Here is a 25,948-nt window from a genome sequence, read left to right as displayed (position 1 = left end):
GCAGAGAGCATTGAATATCTTCGTAAGTGAATCTAGCCAAGAGGTTTTCCCCCGCGTGGCTCTTACTTGCTTGGACGTTGGGGTGCGTTAATCCATATGTGCGGAATCGTTGGTATCTTAGGACGTGGTCCGATCGTCGGGAAATTGGTCGATTCGCTCAGGCGGCTCGAATATCGAGGATACGATTCCGCAGGCGTGGCAACGCTCGAAGGTGGCTGCCTTGAGCTAAGACGTGCCGCCGGAAAGCTGATAAATCTCGAGGCACGCCTACTCACCGATCCTCTCTCGGGTCATGGCGGCATTGGCCACACGCGATGGGCCACCCATGGCAAGCCGAGCGAGAGCAACGCCCATCCGCATGTCACGGAGAATGTTGCGGTTGTTCATAATGGGATCATCGAGAATTTCCGCGAGCTGCGCGGCGAACTGGAGCAGAACGGCGCTAAGTTTGCCTCCGAGACAGATAGCGAGGTGGTCGCTCATCTTGTAGAATGGTATTTGCTCGATGGGTACCCTCCGCAGGACGCGGTAAAAGCGTCGCTGCAGCGGCTGCGCGGCGCATTTGCGCTGGCGTTCCTGTTCAAAGGCTACCACGACCTCATGATCGGCGCGCGCAAGGGGTCGCCGCTTGCGATCGGTCACGGCGACGGCGAAATCTATCTCGGATCGGACGCTATCGCGCTCGCGCCCTTCACCGACGCTGTCACCTATCTTGAAGATGGCGATTGGGTTGTGCTTACCCGCACGAGCGGCGTGATCTATGACTCGACTGGTGCTATCGTCCACCGGAAAGCATCAAAGCCTAGCGTATCCTCGGTCATCGTTGACAAAGCGAACTATCGGCATTTCATGGCCAAGGAAATTCACGAGCAGCCGGAAGTGATCGCTCAGACGCTTGCGCATTACGTCGATATGACTGCCGAGCGAATAATGTTGCCGCTCAAGTTGCCGTTTGACTTCAATGCCGTTCAGCGTATCTCGATCACCGCTTGTGGTACGGCAAGTTATGCCGGTCACGTCGCCAAGTACTGGTTCGAGCGTCTGGCACGTGTTCCCGTCGATATCGATGTAGCCTCCGAATTCCGGTACCGGGCGGCACCTTTGCGCAAGGGAGATCTCGGGATCTTCATCTCTCAGTCGGGGGAGACCGCTGACACTCTTGCCGCGCTGCGCTACGCGAAGGCGAAGGGCCTGCACACGATATCGATAGTCAACGTGCCGACGTCAACGATTGCGCGAGAGAGCGAAACCGTGTTGCCAACGCTGGCGGGACCGGAAATCGGCGTCGCCTCGACAAAAGCATTCACCTGCCAACTCATGGTGATGGCTGCCCTTGCGGTCGCAGCTGGCAAAGAGCGTGGTGAATTGTCAGATATTGATGAGTTGAGACTCGCACGCGAGCTGATTGAAGTTCCGCGGTTGATTGCTGCGGCTCTGGAGACCGAGCCCGAGATTGAGAAAACTGCGCGAGAAATCTCTAAGTCAAGTCATGTGCTCTATCTCGGTCGCGGCACGTCAGTCCCCTTAGCGTTGGAGGGCGCGCTTAAGCTAAAGGAAATCTCCTATATCCACTCGCAGGGCTATGCCGCAGGAGAGCTCAAGCACGGCCCAATTGCGCTGATCGACGATACCGTGCCGGTAGTGGTTATTGCGCCTTACGACGCGCATTTCGAGAAAACCGTTTCGAACATGCAGGAAGTCGCCGCTCGCGGTGGCAACATCATCCTGATCACTGATGCGAAAGGAGTTTCGGAAGCGACATTGCATACCTTTGGGAGAATTGTGCTTCCAGAAATGGTCTCAACCTTCTCGGCGATCGTGTATGCTATTCCAATCCAGCTCCTGGCTTATCATACCGCTGTCGTGATGGGCACAGACGTTGATCAGCCGCGCAATCTCGCGAAGTCGGTGACGGTCGAGTAGGACCGTCATTGCCATCCGGATTCGCGCTTCGCCTGGCAAAAGCTCGAGGCTGGCCACGCACGCGCGCGCCGTTTCTGTCGTCAGAATAGAATAAGACGCGCGCTGCATCCCCCAACAAAGACCATGCCGTCTGGAATTGGAGGTCCGGGATCGGAAATATGTCTCTGCATTTCTAAGTTCTTATTTTCCATGTTTCTTCGGCGATTTTACACAAAGTTACGTTCGGCAACTCCGAAAGGCGGACGACAGTCACGCGCTACGGGGCGGAGCGCTGAGATCGTTTGGAACTATACCTGCTCGTCTTCGTGCCATATTGGTGCACAGTTCACCTATGGTGGCGTAGGGTGCCCGACGTTGGCCGCGACCGGCGTTCGTCAGGTCAGCAAAAGCTTATCCACGTGGGTCGCTACGTGCATACAAAATGGAACGCCTGGAGCTGAGTGCAGCGCTGGACCGCCCTCCAAATCCTACTGATGCAGGATTGGTATTTCATTGATTGAATGGAACTCGAGGGCTGCTGCGGTGCAGATCGCCGAGATGAGCAGTGAGCGCATCAGTCCAGTAGCGGGTGGCGATACCGCGTCGCCATGAGGTTGAAGAATGAATCTTGTGACGGAAGCGACAAGGGCCTCTGTCGTGGGTGAGGCGCGAGCGGCTTTCTAAGCGTTGAAGACGACGTGGAGTGTGGAATTGGAGCCGTCATTCGTGCTGCCCCTACAGCGGGAAAGCAATCTTTCTAGGAACTCGCGGTCTTCATTACGAAGGCCTGGCAATGTCCCACTTTGGCCGGCGCTATCGGCCCAGCTCCATACACCCAGATGCGTAGGGCTGATTGCGAATTCGCCAAGAGGCGCGTGGGGCCCGGCTCGAACGCGATTCTGTCAGGCCAGCGCTACCGCCGGTGTTCCGTCAGGGCGGTATTGAGGCACTTGATCAGCGTGCGTCCGGCGAAAGGCTTAGCAAGGAACCCAATCGCTCCGGCGCTCGAAGCTAGGGTGCGAATGCGGTCATCAGGAAAGGCAGTAATGAAGATGAACGGCGCATCGTAGCCCCGGGCTCGCGTCTCTGCCAACAGTTCCAGGCCGTTCATGACTGGCATCTGCACATCCGTAATCACGCAGGATGTCTGGGTCAACTCGGGTGAGCGCAAAAACTCCTCGGCAGACGCAAATGGGTGAACGGTGTAAGCTCGTGACTTCAACAGGTTTTCAATTGCGGCACGCACCGACGCGTCGTCGTCAACGACGGAAATCAAAGGCAAAAGACGAGCCCTCCTGACCAGGGAAGGCGCTTGCCGAAGCATTGCCTACCGAGACGAAATTGGGCTTCACGGGCGAGATTGTAAAATCATACTTAGGTTTGCTCGGTGCGGTTCGCACGAAATCCCAGTGTCGCAGCCATTGTAATCAACTCGGCGAGCGAACGTGCACGCATCTTCTTCATCACGTGTCCCCGATAGATCTTGACGGTAATCTCGGCCAGCCCGAGCTCGGCGGCTATTTGTTTGTTCATCAGGCCGGTAGCGACCAATTTCATCACCTCCTGCTCTCGTGGGCTTAGCGCTTCGAATAAGGACCGCAGATGCGTGACTATCTGCTCGGCGGCGCGCCTCTTGCGATCTTGCTCGGCTGCAGCAAGTACAGCATCAAGCAGCTCTTGATCGCGAAAAGGCTTGGTCAGGAAATCGACCGCCCCACCTTTCATGGCTCTGACGCTCATCGGAATGTCACCATGGCCTGTAATAAAAATAACTGGAATTTTGATGTTCAACTTGGCGAGCTCGCTCTGGAAATCTAGGCCGCTCACCCCTGGCAGCCGGACGTCAAGAACCAGGCAGCTAACAACGTCCGGAAGCTTGCTCTGCAGCATCTCACGAGCCGATCCGAACGTGACGGCGTTCAGCCCCACCTGTTTGAAAAGGTTTGTGAGCGAGCGGCGCATCGAGACATCGTCCTCAACGATGAAGACCATTGGTCCTGCCGCCGCCTCGATCTTACTGTCTTCGCGCGGTGCCTCAAAGCGTGCGGTCACGAGACGACCTCCTTATGCAATGGTAGGGCAAACTGAAAAGTGGCGCCAGGCTCCTGCTTGCGAACAATCGAAAGCCGCGCCCCGTGAGCTTCCAAGATTGAACGGCAGATTGAAAGACCCATGCCAAGGCCGCTCGATTTGGTAGTGAAGAAGGGGTCCAAGACGCGGTCTATGTCGTCGTCTGCGATTCCGATCCCGCAATCAGTTACGGCAATCTGCACACGTCCCATATCGTCCATGCATGACTCAATGACCAGCTCACGGACTCGGTCCTTGACGGGTTGCATGGCCTCGATCCCGTTCATTACCAGATTGATGATCACTTGTTGCAGTTGAACCCGATCGCCCAGTATAGGGGGAACAGCGGGCGTTAGCTCAGTCCGCAATGTTACTTGGTGATTGGCCAGTTCACGTGTCACCAGTGCGATGGCCTCCTTAACGACCTCATTGATATCGAGCGGTACCATTTCGATTTCGCTCTTTTTCGCAAGTGCTCGGACCCGGCGGATAACCTCACTTGCCCGAATGGCGTCTTCAATGATCCACTCGACCGAGCGGCCTGCTTCGGAAAGATCTGGAGCTTCGCGACCTAACCAACCGAGGCACGCGTCGGCATTGCTGATGATGGCGGCAAGCGGTTGATTTACTTCGTGGGCGATAGAGGTCGTTAGTTCCCCAAGCGCTGTGACGCGCGTAACATGCGCAAGCTCGGCGTGAGCCTTCCGCAGCTCCCGTTCTGCCTGCTCTGCGCGAATGGAGGCAGTGATATCAGTGCTGACGCCACGGTAGCCAAGAAAATTCCCGCTTGCATCGAAAAATGGCTTGCCACTGGCTCGGATGTAGATCGGGGTTCCGAACCGGTCGACGGTGTAGACCAAATCGCGAAATGGGAGATGCGCGTCAAGTGCGGCGCGATGCTGGCGCCACTTTTCGGGCTCTGCTTCTACGTCGGACGCAATTTTCCAACGAGGCTGGCCCATGAGCTCTCCGGCCAGAATGCCCCCGTAGCTCGTGTGGTCCGACAAGTGGGTGACGCTATGGTCTGCCCCGGTCTCCCATAGCCAGTCAGAAGCCGTTTCGGCGTAGTCGCGAAAGCGCTGCTCGCTTTCGCGCAGGGCAACAAGAGTGTTTTCCAACCTTTCCCTGGCTTCGTGTTGCGCGGTGACGTCCATATGTGTTCCGATTAGTTCGCTGACCCTGCCGTCGCTGCCGACCACAGCATGCGCGACGGTATGTATGCGCCTTATGGTGCCCCCGGGAAGAACTATTCGGAAGTCGTATTCGTAATTGCCTCCGTTGTCTTTCATCGCCTGATACGTGACTTTCCGAAGCCGAGGCACGTCGTCCGGATGGATGCGCGATAGGATAGCATCTATCGATGCACCTTCTTTCGGATCAAAGCCAAAGAGACGATCAACTTCGGCAGAGCGATACACGAACTCGCGCTCGTAGAGATCCCAGGACCAACTGCCGGTGTGACTGAGATGCTGTGCTTCGGCCAGATAGGCCTCACTACGGCGCAGCTGCTGTTCGGCTTGCTTGGCGGACGTGATATCCGTCAATGCTCCGACAAACTCGGTGCCGCCAGACGCAGTTTTCGTCGCTCGTGCCCGCGCGCGGATGTACTTCACCGAGCCGTCCGGCATGAGCAGCCGGTACTCGTGCTCGAAATTCTCTTTGCGTTGCCTTGCTCCATCGATAACGTCCTGAACGCAAGCCCTATCTTCTGGATGGGTCCGGTCAAGGACGAGTTGCGGTGACGGTTTAGTCTGCGGATCGTACCCGAAAATACGAAAAGTCTCGTTTGACCAAAAGGGCTCCTCAGTGGCGACATCCCAGCCGAAGCTGCCGGTGTGGCTCAGTTCCTGCGCCTGAGCCAAATGGGCCTCGCTTCGCTGCAGCGCGAGCTCGGTCCGCTTTCGCTCGCTGATATCTTCGCAGGCAATGAGAATGACGGGCTTGTCATCAGCCCATCGCAAGCCTTTCGCGTTTTCACGCACCCACATTGCCGATCCGTCCTTCCTGATTTTCTGGACCTCCCAGGTGTGCGATTGGCCGATATTCTCAAGGCACGTCACAACGCATTTGCGAAAAAACTCACGGTCGTCTTTGAGAAAGATGTTTAGAACGGATCGGTCGATCAGCTCGTGGGGCGCATAACCGAGTTGTGTGGCACCGAAAGTATTGACGTTGAGAACCGTTCCGGCTTCATCGACCATGAAGTACATGACCGGATTATGCTCAAAAATTGCGCGCCCCCATTTCTCCCGATCGCGCAAATCAGCGGCGCTTTGCCGGAGCTTGGCTGCAGTGTCTAGCGCAGCGTCCCTTTGTTGGCGCAATGTTTGAATCAGGTGCGTTCCGACAATTGAGGTCGTGAGGAAAGCGACAACCACTGAAACAGCTTGGGGATCATCGATACGGAGATTGAAAATTGGCGGCGCAAAGAAGTAAGCTAATGCCGCGACACAAACCATGGAAAGCGCGCCGGAGGCAATGAAACTGCCCATGAGCGAAAACAGCAATGCTACCGCCAAATAGACAAACGCAGCCGTGGCAAGATGTGCATGCGGGTACAACGAAGTCAGCGTCAGCGCTGCGATTGTTATCGTACCTAAAACAAACTGCGTGGCTGAACGTCGAAAGTTAATGGGCTGGTTACTCATGTGTGTAATTCGTCCGGCCTTCTTAAGGCGGAGAGGTTAACATCCTGGGCAAAAAGCGGCAATTACCTACGGCCCAGCTACGCTCATGAGCGGCTCCGAGCTCGATATTCGGCGCGCAAGACAGCACGGGCCGAAGGACGGTGCATCCCAAACGTTCGTATAATTCTTTTATACCTTACGGTAGCGGGACGTTTGGATCGGTCCTAATCTCGCGCTCTTACGGCATCGGAAGCACGGTTGCCGAATTGCTCCCAAGCTGCCGGGAGCATGGAGTCCAGCCGGCTATCAGTCAAGCACGATCGCGTTGCAATACGTCTTTTGCGGTTGCCTGGACGAGAAGCTCCCTCGCGTCAGATGCGGAGTATGAGATGGGCGTCGGTCCTGCTATTTGATCTCCCGTGCGCCCTTGAAGCGAAGATCATCCGCGCAATACGTCCCGCGAAAGCTGATTTCGATCGCAGCTCAGCGCACCAGAGATATCGGACCGAGCCGTCTTTGCCGCTTACGTTCTGTCTATTCAATCGTGCCGATCGGGCTCGTCCGGCTCGATACAGTCGTGCGCGCGAACAAGAGGCCGCCGAGCAACGGCGGCATTCACGTCGGCTGCTGCCGAATTGAACAATCAAAAGTCACAACTCGGTTGGGCGTGACGCCGAGCGTTCTAGAACATAGCATCGCTCTACTGGGCCTTGCTCCTCGGCTGCACATCGTCTGGATCGCTATCCCTGTTTAGGCGCGCATGCAGTGTGGTGTACTCCAGTTCGCCTTCCCACCAGGACACGAACACGGCGGCGATGCCATTGCCCACGATGTTGGTAAGCGCTCGCACCTCACTCATGAATTTGTCGATCGAGAACACGATTGCCATGCCCGGCACCAGCGCCGGGTTGACCACCGACAGCGTGGCAGCGAGGGTAATGAAGCCCGCGCCAGTAACGCCGCTTGCGCCCTTCGAAGTCAGTATCGCCACGAATAGAATCGTCAGTTGCTGGCTAAAAGTGAGATCGACGCCCAACGCCTGCGCAATGAACAAAGTCGCCAGAGTCATATAAATATTGGTGCCGTCGAGATTAAAGGAGTAGCCGGTCGGCACTACGAGGCCCACCACAGACTTGGAGCAACCTAGACGCTCGAGCTTCTCCATCAATTGCGGTAGCGCGCTTTCCGAGGACGAGGTGCCGAGCACAATCAGAAGTTCATCCTTTATATAAGTGATGAACTTGAAGATAGAAAAGCCGATGAAGCGCGCGATTAGACCGAGTACGAGCACGACGAACAGCGCTGCAGTTGCGTAGAATAGAGCGACCAGACCGATCAGGTTACCGAGCGCAGCGGGTCCGAACTTTCCGATCGTAAACGCCATGGCACCGAACGCGCCGACTGGGGCCGCCTTCATGATAATGGCGATCAACCCGAAAAGCGCGTGCGCTGAGTCGTCGATCATGCCGCGCAACCTCTCTCCGCGCTTGCCCAGCGCCATCAGCGAAAAGCCGAAAAGGATCGCGAACAGGAGCACCTGCAGGACGTCGCCGCGAGCGAGGGCGCCGACCACGCTGTCAGGAATGACATTAAGGATAAAGTCGACGGCTTTCGAGGCTTCCGCCTGCTTAACGTAATGGGCGACCGCCACCGCGTCGGGCTTGACGGCGAGCCCACGGCCGATTTGAAACAGATTGCCTACCACTAGGCCGAGCACCAAGGCAGAGGTGGAGACGATTTCGAAATAGGCCAGCGCCTTGACGCCGACACGTCCGACCTTCTTTGCATCCTGAATATGCGCGATCCCGGATACCACGGTGCAAAAGATGATCGGCGCGATCACCATCTTTATCAGTTTGATGAAGCCGTCCCCCAGCGCCTTGATCCAATCGTTGGTCGCGAGCGACGGCCATAACCATCCTACGAAGACGCCTATCAGGATGGCGATCAGTACCTGCACGTAGAGAAGCTTATACCAAGGGCGCGAGGCCCCCGTAGGCGCCGCACTTGCGATTGTGGTCATGCGTTCCTCCCGACGAACTCGAAGACTGCGACGTCCCGTGAGAGGCCTCGCATCAACGAGTCTGTTGTTATCGCCCTGTCCGATTGAAGACGCTGTTTGTCGAGAGCCCGACATGCGGCAGCGTGATTCTAAAAGGTAGGCGCTCGATTCTGTGTATCTTCTGTCGCCAAGCAAAACGCGCACCGCGCGCAGACACTGCGGAACGTTTCACCGGTCTGATGATGAACCGGCTCCTTAACCATCCTGAATGGCAGGACCGCATCCCAATTGCGAATGCGTGCTAAGCCCCACGCGCAGCAGTGCGCTTGGTGCGAGAGTTCTCAAGCAACGAAAGGGGCAATGGAGGGTCACTAATCGACGGTTGTCCAGAGCGTGCTTTGCGATCGTGGCAATTCCTCCGAGCTGATCTTTTTCGTGCCCATCAAACATATCGAGCAAACGCGGCGGCGTCCTCGGCGAGTGGCGCCGGGAGGCACCCGATGGCTAGGTCGGTACCCCGTTAGGTGCTGGTGGTCGATGCAACATTTCCTAACATTGGTAAAATCCATTGTTTGAATGTTAAGCATCCAGGTGATGGAAGCACGCATGCGCGAGCGTATGATGCGATAGCGCGCCGGAAAGGCGCGGTGTGCAATTCGGATTCCGGAAAAGGGATCATATTGCCCTACAAGAAGCCCCGAACTTATGCGCACAAGGACGGTCGCTGATCAGGCGAGAGCAGAGCTGGAGGCTGCGCAAGGAGTGAGATGCGCAGGATCTGAGGAGCACATCCCTTCTTCTCGGCGTTCCACTCGCAAAGGAAGCGGATCGCGGACCGCTTCCTGCTCAAGCGCAATTTCGTCCGTGTCGAAGCCGAGCGGGTCTGCCGGCACGGATTCATCTCTATACAGGCGACGTCCTAGAGCAACACGCTTGGACTTGACGCCAGGGCCATCCAAACAGACCAATCGACCGGCGTCCCCGAGTCGAAGCAAGGTGCGATAACGAAGATCTGTCAGAGCACGCGGGACTCCTTCGACCCTACGCGGCTTGGGAGTACTCGGATACGTCTCTCGTGCCCCGCCGGATTGCGCTGCCTGGTGGGTTTCCCACAGTACGGTCTAAATCGGACATGAGTGGCACGGTTGGACAGTCACGGGCGCCCTGATCCATCTGTAAGCGGCGCCCTGCTGCAATCTCACGACCCGGTAAATCGTAGGACTTGTAACCTCACCAATATGGGCTCTTTAGCTTCTATTCGATCGTGCGGGCTCATTCGGCCATCCCAAAGACCTCCAGCTCGCCCTTGGTCTGTCCGATATGCGGTCTCGGCAATTGTAGCCGCAGATCGTGAAGCGGCGGCTTGGTATCTGTCCCCTCTTTAGGTCTTCGTCGCGACCGCTATCACAGCCCACATGTGCTTGGCCTACTTTTTGCTCGCACGTCAGTAATTCGTCACGGCGATAACATGGAAGGGATCATGGGCGGGGCTACTGAAACGTTTTACAACGTGATCAGACGCCAGGGTATTACGCGTCGCAACTTCCTTAAGTTCTGCAGTCTAACGGCAGCCAGTCTCGGACTGAGCCCGCTGGCGGCAAACGGTATTGCCATCGCGCTCGAGACCCAGCCTCGTGTGCCCGTGATCTGGATGCACGGACTCGAATGCACTTGTTGTTCGGAAAGCTTTATCCGCTCGGCCCACCCCTTGGTCAAAGACGCGGTGCTCTCGATGATTTCGCTCGATTATGACGACACCATCATGGCGGCAGCAGGATATCAAGCTGAAGCTATCCTCACGGAGACCCGCGCCAAATACAAAGACCGCTATGTCCTCGCCATCGAAGGCAATCCACCGCTGAATGAAGACGGCATGTTCTGTATTGATGGCGGCAAGCCGTTCCTCGAAAAGCTGCGATCGATGGCGGAAGATTCCATGGCGATCATCGCTTGGGGCTCTTGTGCGTCCTGGGGCTGCGTGCAGGCGGCGAGGCCCAACCCAACTGAGGCGACGCCGATTGACAAGGTGATCACGAACAAGCCGATCATCAAGGTGCCTGGCTGCCCGCCCATCGCCGAGGTCATGACCGCCATTGTGACCTTTATCACCACCTTCGGGAAACTTCCCGAGCTCGACCGCCAGGGACGACCAAAGATGTTCTATTCGCAGCGCATTCACGACAAGTGCTATCGTCGTTCTCATTTCGACGCTGGTCAATTTGTGGAGGAGTGGGACGATGAATCTGCACGCAAGGGCTATTGTCTCTACAAAATGGGCTGCAAGGGGCCGACCACCTATAACGCCTGCTCAGCCGTTCGTTGGAATGGAGGCGTGTCCTTCCCGATCCAATCCGGCCACGGCTGCTTTGGTTGCTCTGAAGATGGCTTCTGGGACAAGGGTTCGTTTTACGACCGGCTCACGACCATAAAGCAATTCGGCATCGAGACAAACGCCGATCAGATCGGCAGGGCCGCTGCCGGCGCAGTTGGGCTAGCCGTTGCTGCGCATGCGGCGGTCACGGCCGCGAAGCGGCTGACCCGCAAACGGGAGGGCGTCGTTCAGGAGAAACGATCGAAATTTCAGAGCTAGACGAACGATGCGCGTCCAGACACCCAATGGATTCACAACCGATAATTCTGGCAAGCGCATCGTCGTCGATCCGCTGACCCGGATTGAAGGCCACCTTCGCGTCGAAGTCAATCTCGACGCGGACAACGTGATCTGCAACGCCGTCTCGAGTGGAACGATGTGGCGTGGCATCGAAACCATCCTGCGCGGACGCGATCCGCGCGATGCCTGGGCGTTCACGGAGCGGATTTGCGGTGTTTGCACCGGCACCCATGCGCTCACCTCCGTGCGCGCTGTTGAGAATGCGCTCGGCATTACGATCCCGGAGAATGCCAATTCGATCCGCAATATCATGCAGCTTTGTTTGCAAGTGCATGATCACCTCGTCCATTTCTACCACTTGCACGCGCTGGATTGGGTTGATGTGTTCTCAGCGCTGAAGGCCGATCCAAAGGCGACCTCGAGGCTGGCGCAGTCGGTCTCGCCTTGGCCGCGGTCATCGCCGGGCTATTTCAAGGATTTGCAGATCAGGCTTACCAAGTTCTTCGACTCAGGGCAGCTCGGCCCTTTCAAGAACGCCTATTGGGGACATCCGGCCTATAAACTTTCGCCCGAAGCGAATCTGATGGCGGTGACGCACTATTTGGAAGCGCTCGACTTCCAGAAAGAGATCGTGAAGATCCATGCCGTCTATGGGGGCAAGAATCCGCATCCGAACTGGCTGGTCGGCGGCGTGCCTTGCGCGATCAATGTTGATGGCAATGGTGCGATAGGTGCCATCAATATGGAGCGGCTCAATTTGGTGTCGTCAATCATCGACCGTTCGATCGAGTTCGTGGAGCAGGTTTATCTACCGGACATCGAACTGATCGGCTCGTTCTACAGAGGCTGGCTGTATGGGTGCGGGCTGTCAGGCAGGAGCGTGATGTCCTACGGCGATGTCCCCGAGAATGCCAACGACTATTCCACGAAAAGTCTCAGGGTGCCGCGCGGCGTCATCCTGAACGGCAATCTCAGGGAGGTCTTGCCAGTCGACCATGGAGATCCCGACCAGATCCAAGAATTCGTCGCGCACTCCTGGTACAAATATCCTGATGAGTTCAGAGGACTGCATCCGTGGGACGGCATCACCGAGCCGAATTTTGAGCTTGGCGCCAACTTCAAGGGTACCAGGACCGATATCAAGGAGCTCGATGAAGGCGGCAAGTATTCCTGGATCAAGGCGCCGCGCTGGCGCGGCAATGCCGTCGAAGTAGGACCGCTGGCGCGGTACATTATAGGTTATGCGCAGGACAAAGCGGAGTTCAAGGAACCGGCTGAGAGACTGCTCAAGGCACTCAAGCTTCCGGTGACTGCGCTGTTCTCTACGCTCGGCCGCACCGCAGCGCGCGCGCTCGAATGCCAGTGGGCAGCACATCAGATGCGCCATTTCCAGGACAAGCTGGTGGCCCGCATCAAGGCGGGTGACACCGCGACTGCCGACGTCAGCAAGTGGAACCCGGAAAGCTGGCCGATGGAGGCCAAGGGTTACGGCTTCACCGAGGCGCCGCGCGGCGCGCTCGGGCACTGGATCAAGATCAAGGACCGCAAGATCGACAACTACCAATGTGTCGTGCCCACGACGTGGAATGGCTCGCCCCGCGATCCCAAGGGCAATATCGGCGCATTTGAAGCCTCTCTGATTGGCACGCCAATGGCTGATCCAGGAAAGCCGCTCGAGATTTTGCGTACGATCCATTCCTTCGATCCGTGCCTGGCGTGCTCGACCCACGTCATGAGTCCCGACGGCCAAGAACTGGCCTCAGTCACAGTCCGCTAGGAGGCTTCATGTCGGGCAAGACCGCGCAAGTCCTAAATGTCCTTAGTTCCGTCGGCGTGGCAGGGAAAGATCGCAGCGCTGATCGTGACGTCGTCTACGTCTATGAAATGCCGGTGCGGCTGTGGCATTGGGTCAATGCGGCAGCCATTGTGGTGCTGGCCATAACTGGCTACTTCATCGGAACCGCGGTACCGACCATGCCAGGAGAGGCAAGCGACAACTTCTTCTTCGGCTATATTCGCTTTGCTCATTTCTCGGCGGGCTATGTACTCGCGGTCGGCTTCCTGCTGCGCATCTATTGCGCCATGATGGGAAATCCCCATGCCAAGCAGATCTTCTACGTGCCGATCTGGCGCAGGTGCTTTTGGGATGAGCTGTGGCAGACGATTCGCTGGTACGCCCTCCTTGCGGTCAGGTCGGATAAATGTGCGGGTCACAATCCCGCAGCTCAGCTCATGATGTTTTCCATGTTCACGCTGACGACCGCGTTCATGATCGTCACCGGCTTCGCACTTTATGCACAGGGCTCTGGCCAGGAAAGCTGGCAATTTAGCCTGTTCGGCTGGATTTTTGGGGTCCTGCCGAACAGTCAGGACGTCCATACATTGCACCATCTTGGCCTATGGGTGATCGTGACATTTGTGCTTATCCACGTCTATGCGGCAATTCGCGAAGACATCATGTCGCGCCGGAGCATCTCCGCCATAATTTCGGGTGAGCGCGATTTGCGCGATTGATCAAGGATGGCGACACCGAGTTCTAAGAAGACGAGATCGATCCTGGTGCTTGGCATCGGCAACATCCTGTGGGCTGATGAGGGGTTCGGTGTGCGAGTAGTGGAGACGTTCCACCGCGGCTACATCGTTCCCCAAAACGTATCCGTACTCGATGGCGGCACGCTAGGGCTCTACCTCGTCAGTTTTCTGCAGGAAGCCGACTGCCTGATCGTGTTCGATGCCATCGACTATGGCCTCCCACCCGGAAGGTTGAAGCTCGTGCAAGGCAACGAGGTGCCGAAATTCACCGCCGCAAAGAAGTTGAGCCTGCATCAGACCGGCTTTCAGGAGGTCTTAAGTGCGGCAGACCTGCTTGGCCGTTGTCCACGAGAGCTCGCTCTGATCGGCTGTCAACCGCTGGACCTGGAAAGTTGGGGTGGGCCGCTGACCCGTCCAGTGCGCGCCCAGATTGCGCCTGCGATCGAACTGGCTTGCGAACTGCTGGCGCAGTGGGGTTCACCGGCAAAAATGCGGACCGTGCCGCTGCCTGAAACGGAACGTCTGCTCGCAAATGATATCAACTATGAAAACTATGAGAGATGAAGGCGCGGGTCGGTCTAACGGGACGCGGAGTACAACGTGTGCCTTGGCCTCCCAATGACGATTATTGAGACCGACGGTAGGTCCGCGCTGTGCGAGTATAGCAATCAGCAGCGGCGCGTCTCGGTCATACTGCTGTCCGAGCCTTCAGTTGGCTCCAAGGTGCTTGTGTGTATCGACACTGCGGTGCGGCTCTTGGATGACGATGAAGCGCGGCTGATCGCACAGGCGCTTGACGCCCTTCATGCGGTCCTAAACGGCGAAGACTACGATCGCTTTTTTGCGGACTTGATTGATCACGAGCCTCAACTTCCCAAGCACCTGCGCTAGCCGGCCGCTTGCGTTATTGGGAGCGTTTCGCACTGCTGATCCAGGCAGGAAGGAAATCGCGAACAAACATCATTGGCACGTCGCTTGCTAACACCCCGTGCAGCACAACCAGAGACCATCAGAAAGGCGGTTTATGAACGAGCAGCCGGGAACGAATAATCTGACGCGGCTCGCTCTATCCGAGGCTTGGACTGCAGAAGCGCGATTGGCTGCGGCTGATCGTGTAAATCGTTCCTCAGCGGACCCAACGAGGGCTGGCGTCGTGAAGGCAGGTGTATGGATCGCGCCAAAACGCGACGCGCAGCCGTTCAGCTTCGTTCCTGTCGACGCGGGAAATGTCGACAAGATCCCTAATGGCCGGTCAGCTGCAGGTGCACTGCCTATGCTCGCTTCACTTGATGGTGGGAAACTCGCAAGGAAATGCCCGAATGCCATCGCGCTGTTATCAAACGTAGCCGCTGCCGTTTCACGCCAGAAGAGCTGTGTTCGAGCGCAATTGTTTAGGCTCCGGCATCTCAATGAACTTGAGCGCGATCTGGTCGCCGACGTGCTTGGGAAGGGAGAGGTCGCCGGCATCGTAGCGCTGCCGGATGGCTCCGCGGCGCAACTCCAGGAATCGGTGTTTGCCGGAATCTGGCACGTGCGCTTCGAGGGCGAGGCGGCACACGAGTACGTTGAGATTGGTGCGATCCCGGAGATCGTGCGGCGCGCCGCAACCGATCTGACCTCAACCGATCTGATGATCGACGCGGTGCCGGATGGCGCGATGAACGTGCTGCCGGTGCTCGCGGAAGCCCGCGGACGGGCACTGGCCTGGCAGCCTGGCATGAGCACGCACATCATCAACCTCACGCTGCTGCCGATGAACTCCGTCGACCTGGCCTTTCTGCAACACAGCCTCGGCAGCGGGCCGGTCCAGCTCATCTCACGCGATTACGGCAGTTGTCGAGTGCAGACGACGAGCGTCCGGAACGTCTGGTCGGTGCAGTTCTTTAATTCCATCGATAGCATCATCCTGGACACGCTGGAGATCGGCGACGTGCCGAGGGCGGTCTTAGCAGCCGACGAGGATCTCGAGGACTCCGCCGAACGCCTAAGGGAGATTATGGAGGCATACTTCAGATGACGAAGCTCAATTTTGGTGTCCGACAAGATCTCGCAGATGGCGCCCGCATGGAGTGCAGCATCTGCTGGATCGTCTACGATCCGGCTGACGGCGACGAGACGGCGCGGATTGCTGCCGGAACGCCTTTTGCCGCATTGTCCGAAGATTGGCGATGTCCAAATTGCGACGCACCCAAATCTAAGTTCATGTCGATTGAAGATGACGCCTGACCGCAAACAGTATCCGCGCAGGAGCGAGCGCACCGATGCATCGGCATGGGGCGAGAAGCTCGCGGGGGGATATCGCGGTATCTCCGATCGCATTATGCGCGCACTTCCATTCTTCAACACGGCCTTGAGGGTCGAAGCGATCGGCTTCCGGGCATGAAGGTGGGATCGTCGGAGTGATGGTCAGGCCATGGTTCATGAACGTGGTCATATCTGCGCCACCCGCAGCTGCGCAGTCGTCGACAGGACCGGGATCGAGTCTGCGCTTGCGATTTCCATGTGGCGAGCTTGAATTCTCGCCTGCTGAAGTTGCACCCGCGGGACCGATTGCAAGTGCCTCCCTGTTCTCGCCGATGTTTGGGTTCGACGACATGGCATCCACCCGAGCCATCGCCGAAGCGGCACTCGCTGTACTTATGTCTTCGGTCGCAGCGTCACATTCGTCCAACGCACCACGCTTCGGTTTGATCGACCGCAGGCACTTTTTACGCGGTGCACTGGCGGAGCGGGGTACATGAGGCCCGCCGTGTGCAACCGGATCGACATCACCGTATCCCTTGTTGGCGACACAGTTGCCGCGGTCGGGATCCTGCCGCGGGTCAAGCCGCCGGTGGGGCGGCTGTTCGCCGGCAAACCGGCCGTTTCATTGCTCAACGTGCTGCCGCGACTCTTCCCGTTGTGTGCGGCAGCGCACCAGGTGGCATTCCTTTCCGCGATCGAGGCGGCGCGCGGCCAGGAAGTCAGCACTATGACGAGGGCGCATTGTACCACGCAAGTCGTGGTCGAGCGGCTGACGGAGTTGATACGAGGTCTGATTATCGAGCATCTCGCGCTGGACATCAGCGGTTCCGCGGCTATCCGCGCCCTTATAAAAGACAACTCGGTGCTGGTCGGTCGAGAAGGGTACCAGAGTGGGCCGGATCGATGCGAAGTAACAGCGCGGGTTGCGGCTGCGCTGGCTGGACTCAGGATATCGGACGACGATGGCACATTGATGCCCGGTAGCGCACTCGCGCTTCGGATGGCAGCACTCGAGGGGGGCGTATTGGAGCCAAAGTTGACGCAGCAGTCGTTCCTGTCCGCTGCTGACGACTGCGAAATCATTGAACGGCTGCTCGGCCGAGATGCGAGATCTGGCAATTGCCCCGACTTGGAGGGCCGTATTCCTGAGACTGGTCCCTGGGCGCGCCAAATGCTGCGTGATCGGCTCTCGCTCGGCCGGTCGGGTCCGGCCGAGCGACTGAAGGCGAGGATCGCCGAAATCGTCCAACTGTTTACTTGGCTCAAGGCTGGTGCGCATCCCGAGACAGCCGAGGAAGGGATCGTCAAAAGCTACAGCCTAGGGCGGGGCTGTGGTGCGGCTGCGGTCGAATGTGCCAGGGGACGTCTCTATCACGCGGTTGAGCTCGATCGGTACGGGCAGATAGCGCGATTCGAATATCTTGCGCCGACCGAGTGGAATTTTCACAAGCGAGGGCCGCTTGCCAGGAGCCTGCAGGGTGCGGTGCTGAGAGCGAGACAACATCAAGAGGGTGCGGTTCGCGCCATGATTGCATCATTCGATCCTTGCGTCGCCTTCACGCAAAAAATTGTTGAATCTGGACATGCATGAAATGGCGCTTTGTGAAGGCATCATGGAGATCGTTGAGGAAGAGGCGCGTCAGCGATCGTTCTCGAAGGTGAGGACCGTGTGTGTGGAGATCGGAGCGTTGAGCCATGTCGATGCCGAAGCGATGAAGTTCTGCTTTCCGGTTGTTGCCGCGCGCACGATTGCCGATGGCGCGGTTCTCGAAATCGTCGAATTACCTGGCGTCGCCTGGTGCATGGCCTGTTCGAGGAGTGTTGAGATTGCGCAACGGTATGCGCCGTGCCCCTGCTGCGGCAGCTATAAGCTGCAGGTGACGGCAGGCGAAAAGATGCGCCTGAAAGAGCTGGAGATCGATTGATGTGTACCGTATGCGGCTGCGGCGGAGGAGTTCCCTCCACGAAATGCGCCGACGTGCAAAATACGCGAGCCAAGGATCATCGCTGTGAAGATGCGCGTGATCATCATAATCACCACCATGATTATGTGTGTGGCGGCCTAGAAATGCGATGTCCGCTCCCCACTGACTGCGGCCATGATCATCATCATGATGTTGGTCATCAGCAGGCTCATGGCGGAGAAGCGCTTGTGGATTGCGGCACCGACCCGGCCGGCTTGAGAGTTGTGGCCATGAGCAGCGATCGGATCATTCAGGTTGGCCGCGATATTCTGAGCAAGAACAATCGGATCGCCGCCGAAAACCGCGCGCGCTTCGTTGCCGATGACTTGGTCGTGTACAATCTTCTTTCCAGTCCTGGCGCGGGCAAAACCTCGCTGCTCGTTCGCGCCCTTTCCGAGCTGAAGCGGAAGAGCCCGGTTGGGGTTATCGAGGGTGATCAGCATACCTCGAACGATGCCGAACGCATCCGCGCAACCGGCGTGCCCGCAATTCAAATCAATACCGGCAAGGGCTGCCATTTGGATGCTGCGATGGTCGGCCAAGCTTATCGTCTCTTGCCGCCACTCAATGGCGGTATTCTCTTCATAGAGAATGTCGGAAATCTGGTTTGTCCCGCGGCATTCGATCTTGGAGAGGCTTGCAAAATCGTGGTGTTCTCGACCACCGAGGGTGAAGACAAGCCGCTCAAATATCCGGACATATTTGCCGCATCTTCTCTCATGCTGATCAACAAGATTGATCTAGCACCGATGGTGGACTTCGATTTGAATCGCACGATCGAATTTGTGACACGGGTCAGCCCAAACATCGAAGTGCTGCCCGTTTCGGCGCGAACCGGCGAGGGCTTTGGCGCGCTCTACGGCTGGCTGCAGAAACAGCCTGCGCATCGGAGACATCTCGTCGAGGACACAACGGGATGAGGGTAGACGCCATCACCTGCGAGGGAATACGACTGCGTCTGCGACTCAGCGGGACCGTGCAGGGGGTCGGCTTTCGTCCCTATGTCTATGGTCTCGCTAGCCGCTATGGTTTGGGAGGATTCGTTGCCAACGATGCAAACGGAGTCATCATTGAGGTCGAGGGCAACCGTACCTCCGAATTTGTGACCGCTTTGCCGCTCGAAAAGCCTCCGTTGGCGCGCATCGACCACATCTCCGTTCAAGCGATCGATGCGCTTGCGACCAAAGGCTTTTCGATCCGCACCAGCGAACGAGGCAAGCTGTCGAGCCGGATCGCCGCTGATGCTGCAACCTGCCAGGAATGTCTCGGCGAGTTGTTCGACCCGAAAAACCGGCGTTACCTCTATGCCTTCATCAACTGCTCCCATTGCGGACCGCGCTACACAATCACCGAACAGCTTCCGTATGATCGTCGTAACACCGCGATGAAGGCCTTTGTGATGTGTCCCGATTGCTCGGCTGAATATTCAAGTCCGGCGAGCCGCAGATTTCGGGCGGAATCGATCGCGTGCCCGACGTGCGGCCCTCGGCTCAGTCATGGGATCAATGCTATCGGCGCGGCGATCGCCGGCGGCGAAATCGTCGCGATCAAGGGAATTGGAGGATACCAGCTGCTTTGTGACGCTCGCAACCATGATGCTGTCCATCGTTTGCGTCAGAAAAAGCAGCGCGACCAGAAGCCGTTTGCCGTGATGGTTGGTTCCTTGGACAAGGTTAGCGAGATTGCAGAGGCGGATGCCACGGAGCTCGCGCTCCTTGAGTCTGTAGCCTGTCCGATCGTTCTCCTGCGGTCGCGCAATAGGCTAGCCCCCGCATTAGCCCCTGGTTTGTCGCGCGTCGGCGTCATGCTGCCTGGAGCCCCGCTGCATCACCTCATTTTTCATGTGCTTCGTTCACTAGGTGCATCTCGTGAGGATAAGGGTTGGGTCATCGTGTGTACCAGCGCCAATTTCAGCGGCGAACCGCTCCCGATCGACAACGCAGAGGCTCTGCAGCGACTGGGGCGCATCGCCGATCTTATTGTGACGCATGATCGCAATATCCTGACGCGGCCGATGATTCCGTTGTGTCGGTGGTTGCGGGACGGCGTCAATTCATTCGCCGCGCCCGCGGCTATGTTCCCGAACCGGTTCGGCTCGCGCGATCGGTGCCGCCCGTGCTCGCCGTCGGTGGTGCGCTGAAATCGACCATCACACTGACGCGGGGAAATGAAGCTTTCGTCTCGCAACATATTGGTGACCTCGACACGGTCGAAGGCATCCGCTTCTTCGAGGAGACTATCCGGCACCTCACGTCGACCCTCGACGTGGAGCCTGTTGTTGTTGCCCATGATTTGCATCCCGATATGGCATCTACCCGCTTTGCGGAAGCAACCGGCCGCGCGCGGATCGCTGTCCAGCATCACCATGCGCATGCTGCAGCCGTCATCGCAGAGCATCGCCTTGAGCGACCTACGCTCGCTCTGGTGCTCGACGGCCATGGCTATGGCTCCGACGGCGGCAATTGGGGCGGCGAGCTCTTGTTATGCGAAGGGATCAGGTTTCAACGCATCGGGCATCTTGCGCCGCTAAAAATGCCTGGTGGAGATCGTGCCGCTCGCGAGCCCTGGCGCATGGCGAGCGCAATACTCCACTGGTTGGGGCGGGGACACGACATCCGAGGTCGCTTTGCAGCGCAGCCACAGGCCAAACCTCTGCCGTCACTGCTCGATCAGGCGGGCGGTGCCAACACCACCAGCGCAGGCCGGCTGTTCGAAGCAGCGGCGGCGCTGCTGGGAATTGCGACTTTGCAGACCTATGAGGGCGAAGCCGCGATGAAGCTCGAAGCCTGTGTGCGGGGGACGGCGGTACTCGAAGACGGCTGGTTGATCGATGACGGCGTGCTATCGTTTGGGCCGCTGTTTGTGGCCTTGATCGCAGACGAGATTGACGTGAACGAGGGAGCGGGGCTGTTTCATGGCACGTTTGCCGCTGGCTGCGTTGATTGGGTCACGCGCGCTGCGCGCACGACCGGTGTCTCTACTGTCGTTCTGAGCGGTGGCTGTTTTCAGAACATGGTGCTGGCGGATGAAATCCAGCGCGGTTGTATGGCAGCTGGTCTTGCTCCGCTGCTGTCTCGCGAGGTACCACCCAATGACGGTGGTTTGAGCCTCGGACAAGCCTGGCTCGCCGCTCTGCAGATCGCCGAAAGATCGTCAGGCCTGAGAGGAACAGCCTGATATGTGTCTCTCAGTACCGGCTGAGGTCGCAAGAATTCTTCCAAATGACATGGCAATCGTTTCTGTCGACGGCGTCAGCATCGAGATATCGATCGCGCTCGTACAGGATCTCGCCCCGGGGGACTACGTCCTCGTCCACGTCGGCTTCGCTCTGGCCAAGATCGACGCGGCCGAAGCCAGGCGCACGCTGAAGCTCCTGCAGGAGTTAGGCAGAGCCGGGCTGGAGACCAACTCATGAAATATGCCGAAGAATTTCGTGACAGGACCATCGCCCAGGGGCTCGCGCGTGCAATTGCTGCCCAGGCCGATCCCCAGAAAACATACCGGTTTATGGAATTTTGCGGCGGACACACGCATGCGATCTTCCGCTATGGACTTGAAGATCTGCTGCCTGCGAATGTCCGCATGATCCACGGGCCGGGCTGCCCTGTTTGCGTTCTCCCAGCCAGCCGAATCGACATGGCAATCGGGCTCGCCGAACGACCGGAAGTTACTCTGTGCATTTACGGCGACCTGATGCGTGTGCCCGGCTCACAAGGACAATCCTTGTTGCGAGCCAAGGCGCTGGGCGCTGACATCCGGATGGTTTACTCGACGCTCGATGCAATCAGGAGCGCTGAGCAGGCGCCTAATCGCGAGGTTGTCTTCTTTGCCATTGGATTTGAGACCACCACGCCTGCGACGGCGGTAATGATCCGAATAGCCGAAAAGAAGCGGCTGAAGGGTCTCAGCGTCTTCTGCAACCACGTACTGACTTCACCGGCCATGCACAGCATTCTCGGCAGTCCTGATATGCGCGATGCCGGGTTGCCCGAAATCGGCGGCTTCATCGGGCCTGCGCATGTCAGCGCAATCATAGGTACGCAGCCTTACGAGTGTCTGGCAGAAGAATTCGGCAAGCCGATCGTCATCGCGGGATTTGAACCGCTCGATCTAATGCAGGCTATCCTGATGCTGGTGCGGCAGGTGAACGATGGCCGATATGAGGTCGAGAACCAATACAGCCGCGCGGTGAAGCGTGCCGGCAATCAACGCGCCAGGGAGGAGGTGTCTGACATTTTCGAACTGCGTGACCAATTTGAATGGCGCGGGCTCGGGCTCGTACCCAACAGCGGACTCAAGTTGAAGAAGGCTTATGCCCAATTCGATGCTGAGGCGCGTTTCGCCATTCACGAGCTGCGCGTCGCAGACAATCCGGCTTGCGATTGCGGGGCCATTCTGCGCGGCGCGAGGAGGCCTGTCGACTGCAGACTTTTCGGAAACGTGTGCACGCCGAGAACTCCCATAGGATCCTGTATGGTCTCGTCGGAAGGCGCGTGTGCCGCATATTGGAAGTATGGCCGGCATCGCGCTTATCAGGTGATGCGAGCGTCATGAGAGTTAATCAGCCCAAGCTTGATCTCGAGAACGGGTGCGTCGACCTGTCCCACGGTTCCGGGGGGCGCGACATGGAGCAGCTTATCTCCGGTCTGTTCCATCAGGCGTTTGGCAATGAATGGCTCGCCCGCTGCAATGATCAGTCGGCTTTCAATGTCGGCACAGGCAGGATGGTAATGTCAACCGACGCATATGTTGTTTCTCCGCTATTCTTTCCTGGCGGCAATATCGGCTCGCTCGCGGTGCACGGCACAATCAATGATGTCGCGATGGCTGGCGCACGGCCGCAATATCTTTCGGCGAGCTTTATCATTGAGGAGGGCTTTCGCCTCCTTGATCTGAAGTCAATCGCGGATTCGATGGGGGAGGCGGCCCGCGGCGCCGGCGTTTACATCATCACGGGTGATACCAAGGTGGTCGAACGCGGCAAAGCGGATGGCCTGTTTATTTCAACGACCGGGGTCGGGTTTTTGGCCGATGGGCTGGATCTCTCGGCCGACAAGGCAAGGGCCGGCGACCGGGTGCTGGTCTCCGGCAGCCTCGGCGAGCATGGCGTGGCGATCATGTCAAGACGTCAGAACCTCGCATTCCAGACCCAGATCATCTCAGATTCCGCAGCGCTCCATGATCTCGTCGCCGTTATGGTTGGGGCCGGCGGCGGCGGCATTCGAGTGATGCGCGATCCCACGCGCGGTGGTCTTGCCGCCACGCTCAATGAGATTGCGCATCAGTCCGGCCTTGGGTTCCGGCTGCAGGAGAATGCCATTCCGGTCAAGCCTGAGGTCGCCGCCGCCTGCGAACTCCTCGGGCTTGATCCGCTCCACCTCGCCAACGAAGGGAAGCTCGTTGCAATTGTGGCGCCTGATATGGCCGATGCCGTGCTTGCAGCCATGAAGGCTCACCGGCTCGGGTGTGATGCGGCTGATATCGGCGAGGCCATAGCTGACGATCATCAATTCGTTCAGATTGCGACCAGCGTTGGCGGCGTAAGAATTGCCGATTGGCTGTCGGGGGAGCAACTACCCAGAATCTGCTGATCATGCCAGCGCGACGCTGCTTGGATGTACTCAGTCCAATGCGCGAGACAAACCTTAATCTTGCCCATCTGCATTGGCGCCGGCCAGTCGAACCGGACTTGGCGAGCGTACGGAGCTCAACTTGTCTCTCGAGCAATTCAAATAGTCAGCTGAGGCATCGCACAATATGCCGAGATCTGACCGGTTTTGCCCCGACCGACCGATTCAGCATCGGTCGCGAGGAGACAAAGCTTCCATCGATTGTCACTCCAGGCGAACGGAATGTGCGAAGGAAAGCAGATATAGCGATCAGCTGAATGACAGGCGCACAGATCAATGCGTTGTTCGAACGGGGCGTCTTGAAGGATGGCAGGCGAGCGGGCTCTGCCGATCTAAAACAAGACACTATCCCATGTTTGACCGACCTCATCACCTTGCTGCGCCGCGAGTTCGCAGTAATCGCCATCGCCTCACTGTGGACGCATCAGCATCTTCGGGGCTCGACAGGATACCAATACGTCTTTGCTAGTTGCCGTGCATGATCGTGAGGGGCTAATCGAACTCTTAACAGACCGAAATGGCAAGGACGTCCATAGGCCGGCCACCCCGAGATCAATGAATGTCCGGAGGCGGGACAGAACGTTGGCATGGAGATCAAAAAGCTAAAGATCATTCCGATAAACCGCTATGGTGTCCTCCCAGTCCCAATGACGGCCGCTTGACGCTCTATTTCGCTTCATGTCCGGGGCTGATCCGCGCGCCAAGTCGCACTTTTGTAGGCTTTTGGGATCCGTCGGTACGTGTTTGGAATCCTGCGCAACCAGACCAAAGATCGCTGAATTTCGGCGCGATTTGCGTGTTCGCTTCGCAGTATCGCAGAGCTCTTCCGATTAGAAAGGGCTCTCCAGGCAGGGAGAATGCAAATGAAGGTCGGTGTTCCCAAGGAAATCAAGGCGCACGAATATCGTGTGGGCCTGACCCCTGGGGCTGTGCGCGAATATGTGGCTGCCGGTCATAACGTGGTGGTGGAGACTGATGCCGGCGCCGGCATCGGCACAACCGACAACGATTATCGCAAGGCTGGCGCAACGATTCTGAATTCCGCGCGCGAGATATTTTCATCGAGCGAGATGATCGTAAAGGTGAAGGAGCCCCAACCGTCCGAATGGACACAACTGCGTGAGAATCAGATCCTCTTCACCTATCTGCACCTGGCGCCGGACCCGGAGCAGGCCAAGGGCCTGCTGAACTCTGGGTGCACCGCAATCGCCTATGAGACCGTGACCGACGCGCATGGCGGTCTGCCGCTGCTCGCGCCGATGAGCGAGGTCGCGGGCAGGCTTGCGATCGAAGCGGCAGGTAGCGCCCTAAAGCGGTATTCAGGCGGGCGTGGGCTCTTGATAGGTGGTGTGCCCGGTGTGCAACCGGCTCGTATCGTCGTGATTGGCGGCGGTGTAGTTGGTACCCATGCGGCGCGCATGGCTGTCGGTTTGGGTGCCGAGGTCACGGTTATTGACCGATCGATCCCTCGGCTGCGCGAGCTTGACGAGCTATTCGGCGGGCGCGTTCGAACCAGATTCTCGACGATTGACTCGGTGGAGGATGAGGTCCTGGCGGCCGACGTGGTCATCGGTGCCGTGCTAGTTCCCGGAGCGAGCGCGCCAAAACTGGTCAGCCGCGGCCTGTTGAGCTCGATGCGCGACGGTGCGGTGATCGTCGATGTCGCGATTGATCAGGGCGGATGCTTTGAGACATCTCACGCGACGACCCACGCCGACCCAACTTACGAAGTGGACGGCGTCATTCACTACTGTGTGGCCAATATGCCCGGGGCTGTCCCGCTCACCTCAAGCCAGGCGTTGAATAACGCTACCCTGCCATTTGGTTTGGCTCTAGCCAATAAGGGGTTTTCGGCCGTCCTCGAAAACCCGCACCTTCGCGCGGGCCTGAACGTCCATCGAGGCCGGCTGACTTATAGGGCCGTCGCCGAGAGTCTCGGTCTGCCCTTCTCACCGATCGAACAGGCTGCGGCCTGATCCCAGAGGCCCGTACGGGCGTTTCCTCCCTGACTTGGGCCACTTCGTTCGGAGTGGCCCATTTTTTTTATCATCAATCTACTGAGTAGGATTTTGTATTGATCCATTTCTGCATAGCGCCTTTTCATGTGTAGCGGTACCAGTCTCTGCGCGAGCAATCTCCAGTACTGTTCGTTTCTAAAGGATCTTCTTTTGTCAACGACCAGGCTTAAGAGCTGTTCCTGGTCGGCGGCTTTGAGATTGGCACCGATCAAAACGACAAAGCGATCGCGGCGAAGCACATCCTCGAAGGGCCGCACGAAAACCAAGACCTTGGCGCCATGCAATCTCTTCAGTATGTGCCTAGTCTGGTTGACTCACTCCGCACAGGCGCAGGTGAGAAAAGTGCGG

The 25,948-nt window shown here is 57.9% G+C and carries 21 protein-coding genes and 1 pseudogene; 18 read left to right on the top strand and 4 right to left on the bottom strand.

The genetic code is table 11. The features are described from left to right. Nucleotides 1–96 precede the first annotated feature (96 nt). Nucleotides 97–1,923: a glutamine--fructose-6-phosphate transaminase (isomerizing) gene (gene glmS / locus N2602_RS34515; RefSeq protein WP_260380891.1), complete on the top strand. Its 1,827-nt coding sequence runs from the start codon at nucleotides 97–99 to the stop codon at nucleotides 1,921–1,923. 892 nt (nucleotides 1,924–2,815) lie between these two features. Here the strand turns inward: glmS and N2602_RS34510 are convergent. The 4 genes from N2602_RS34510 to dctA all read right to left on the bottom strand — a co-directional run bounded on the left by N2602_RS34510 (nucleotide 2,816) and on the right by dctA (nucleotide 8,622). Then, nucleotides 2,816–3,178: a response regulator transcription factor gene (locus N2602_RS34510; RefSeq protein ID WP_409241946.1), complete on the bottom strand. Its 363-nt coding sequence runs from the start codon at nucleotides 3,176–3,178 to the stop codon at nucleotides 2,816–2,818. A 98-nt stretch (nucleotides 3,179–3,276) separates the two neighbouring features. Next, entirely contained in the window at nucleotides 3,277–3,894 is a 618-nt protein-coding gene (locus N2602_RS34505) for a response regulator transcription factor (RefSeq protein WP_128266487.1), read from the bottom strand. A gap of 56 nt (nucleotides 3,895–3,950) precedes the next feature. Continuing rightward, nucleotides 3,951–6,620, bottom strand: a complete 2,670-nt coding sequence (locus N2602_RS34500) for a PAS domain S-box protein (protein ID WP_260380889.1) — start codon at nucleotides 6,618–6,620, stop codon at nucleotides 3,951–3,953. Between the two features lie 679 nt (nucleotides 6,621–7,299). Further along, complete coding sequence (dctA, locus tag N2602_RS34495) at nucleotides 7,300–8,622, bottom strand: C4-dicarboxylate transporter DctA (RefSeq protein WP_260380888.1); 1,323 nt, start codon at nucleotides 8,620–8,622, stop codon at nucleotides 7,300–7,302. A 1,459-nt stretch (nucleotides 8,623–10,081) separates the two neighbouring features. Between dctA and N2602_RS34490 the strand changes: the two genes are divergently transcribed. The 17 genes and pseudogenes from N2602_RS34490 to ald all read left to right on the top strand — a co-directional run bounded on the left by N2602_RS34490 (nucleotide 10,082) and on the right by ald (nucleotide 25,558). Then, complete coding sequence (locus tag N2602_RS34490) at nucleotides 10,082–11,191, top strand: hydrogenase small subunit (protein WP_260383787.1); 1,110 nt, start codon at nucleotides 10,082–10,084, stop codon at nucleotides 11,189–11,191. A 7-nt stretch (nucleotides 11,192–11,198) separates the two neighbouring features. Then, nucleotides 11,199–12,989, top strand: coding sequence for a nickel-dependent hydrogenase large subunit (locus N2602_RS34485; RefSeq protein WP_260380887.1), 1,791 nt, complete (start codon nucleotides 11,199–11,201; stop codon nucleotides 12,987–12,989). Nucleotides 12,990–12,997: 8 nt separating this feature from the next. Further along, a complete protein-coding gene (gene cybH / locus N2602_RS34480) occupies nucleotides 12,998–13,726 on the top strand; it encodes a Ni/Fe-hydrogenase, b-type cytochrome subunit (RefSeq protein WP_260380886.1) in 729 nt (242 codons plus the stop codon). A gap of 6 nt (nucleotides 13,727–13,732) precedes the next feature. Further along, the gene (locus tag N2602_RS34475) at nucleotides 13,733–14,308 is read left to right on the top strand and encodes a HyaD/HybD family hydrogenase maturation endopeptidase (RefSeq protein WP_260380885.1); all 576 of its coding nucleotides are present in this window, start codon (nucleotides 13,733–13,735) and stop codon (nucleotides 14,306–14,308) included. Between the two features lie 36 nt (nucleotides 14,309–14,344). Further along, complete coding sequence (locus N2602_RS34470) at nucleotides 14,345–14,635, top strand: HypC/HybG/HupF family hydrogenase formation chaperone (RefSeq protein WP_260380884.1); 291 nt, start codon at nucleotides 14,345–14,347, stop codon at nucleotides 14,633–14,635. 262 nt (nucleotides 14,636–14,897) lie between these two features. Next, nucleotides 14,898–15,761 carry a hydrogenase expression/formation C-terminal domain-containing protein gene (locus N2602_RS34465; protein WP_409241945.1) on the top strand — a complete coding sequence of 288 codons (864 nt, stop codon included), beginning with the start codon at nucleotides 14,898–14,900 and terminating at the stop codon, nucleotides 15,759–15,761. Next, a complete protein-coding gene (locus tag N2602_RS34460; RefSeq protein WP_260380882.1) occupies nucleotides 15,758–15,970 on the top strand; it encodes a rubredoxin in 213 nt (70 codons plus the stop codon). Before N2602_RS34465 ends, N2602_RS34460 begins: the two co-directional genes overlap by 4 nt. Then, a complete protein-coding gene (gene hybE / locus N2602_RS39140) occupies nucleotides 15,960–16,127 on the top strand; it encodes a [NiFe]-hydrogenase assembly chaperone HybE (RefSeq protein ID WP_409241871.1) in 168 nt (55 codons plus the stop codon). Before N2602_RS34460 ends, hybE (N2602_RS39140) begins: the two co-directional genes overlap by 11 nt. A 19-nt stretch (nucleotides 16,128–16,146) precedes the next feature. Next, complete coding sequence (hybE, locus tag N2602_RS39135; protein ID WP_409241944.1) at nucleotides 16,147–16,485, top strand: [NiFe]-hydrogenase assembly chaperone HybE; 339 nt, start codon at nucleotides 16,147–16,149, stop codon at nucleotides 16,483–16,485. After that, on the top strand, nucleotides 16,482–17,579 hold the full coding sequence (locus N2602_RS34450) for a nickel-dependent hydrogenase large subunit (protein WP_260380881.1): 1,098 nt from the start codon (nucleotides 16,482–16,484) through the stop codon (nucleotides 17,577–17,579). Before hybE (N2602_RS39135) ends, N2602_RS34450 begins: the two co-directional genes overlap by 4 nt. After that, complete coding sequence (gene hypA, locus N2602_RS34445; RefSeq protein ID WP_260380880.1) at nucleotides 17,572–17,913, top strand: hydrogenase maturation nickel metallochaperone HypA; 342 nt, start codon at nucleotides 17,572–17,574, stop codon at nucleotides 17,911–17,913. The genes N2602_RS34450 and hypA overlap by 8 nt, the downstream gene beginning before the upstream one ends. Continuing rightward, nucleotides 17,913–18,872, top strand: coding sequence for a hydrogenase nickel incorporation protein HypB (gene hypB, locus N2602_RS34440; RefSeq protein ID WP_260380879.1), 960 nt, complete (start codon nucleotides 17,913–17,915; stop codon nucleotides 18,870–18,872). The genes hypA and hypB overlap by 1 nt, the downstream gene beginning before the upstream one ends. Beyond that, nucleotides 18,869–21,129 (top strand): annotated as a pseudogene (hypF, locus tag N2602_RS34435) (carbamoyltransferase HypF). The gene hypB and the pseudogene hypF overlap by 4 nt, the downstream one beginning before the upstream one ends. A gap of 49 nt (nucleotides 21,130–21,178) precedes the next feature. Next, the gene (locus N2602_RS34430) at nucleotides 21,179–21,367 is read left to right on the top strand and encodes a HypC/HybG/HupF family hydrogenase formation chaperone (protein ID WP_311738743.1); all 189 of its coding nucleotides are present in this window, start codon (nucleotides 21,179–21,181) and stop codon (nucleotides 21,365–21,367) included. Further along, nucleotides 21,364–22,506 carry a hydrogenase formation protein HypD gene (gene hypD, locus N2602_RS34425; protein WP_260380877.1) on the top strand — a complete coding sequence of 381 codons (1,143 nt, stop codon included), beginning with the start codon at nucleotides 21,364–21,366 and terminating at the stop codon, nucleotides 22,504–22,506. Before N2602_RS34430 ends, hypD begins: the two co-directional genes overlap by 4 nt. Next, nucleotides 22,503–23,543 carry a hydrogenase expression/formation protein HypE gene (gene hypE, locus N2602_RS34420; RefSeq protein ID WP_260380876.1) on the top strand — a complete coding sequence of 347 codons (1,041 nt, stop codon included), beginning with the start codon at nucleotides 22,503–22,505 and terminating at the stop codon, nucleotides 23,541–23,543. Before hypD ends, hypE begins: the two co-directional genes overlap by 4 nt. A 902-nt stretch (nucleotides 23,544–24,445) precedes the next feature. Beyond that, nucleotides 24,446–25,558 (top strand): alanine dehydrogenase, encoded by a 1,113-nt coding sequence (gene ald / locus N2602_RS34415; protein WP_260380875.1) that lies wholly within the window; start codon nucleotides 24,446–24,448, stop codon nucleotides 25,556–25,558. The last annotated feature ends 390 nt before the right edge of the window (nucleotides 25,559–25,948 follow it).

It is taken from the genome of Bradyrhizobium sp. NC92, assembly GCF_025200865.1.
In the GTDB taxonomy this organism is placed as follows: domain Bacteria; phylum Pseudomonadota; class Alphaproteobacteria; order Rhizobiales; family Xanthobacteraceae; genus Bradyrhizobium.
Note: the sequence above shows the minus strand (reverse complement) of the source record. Positions and strands in the feature narration are given on the sequence as shown.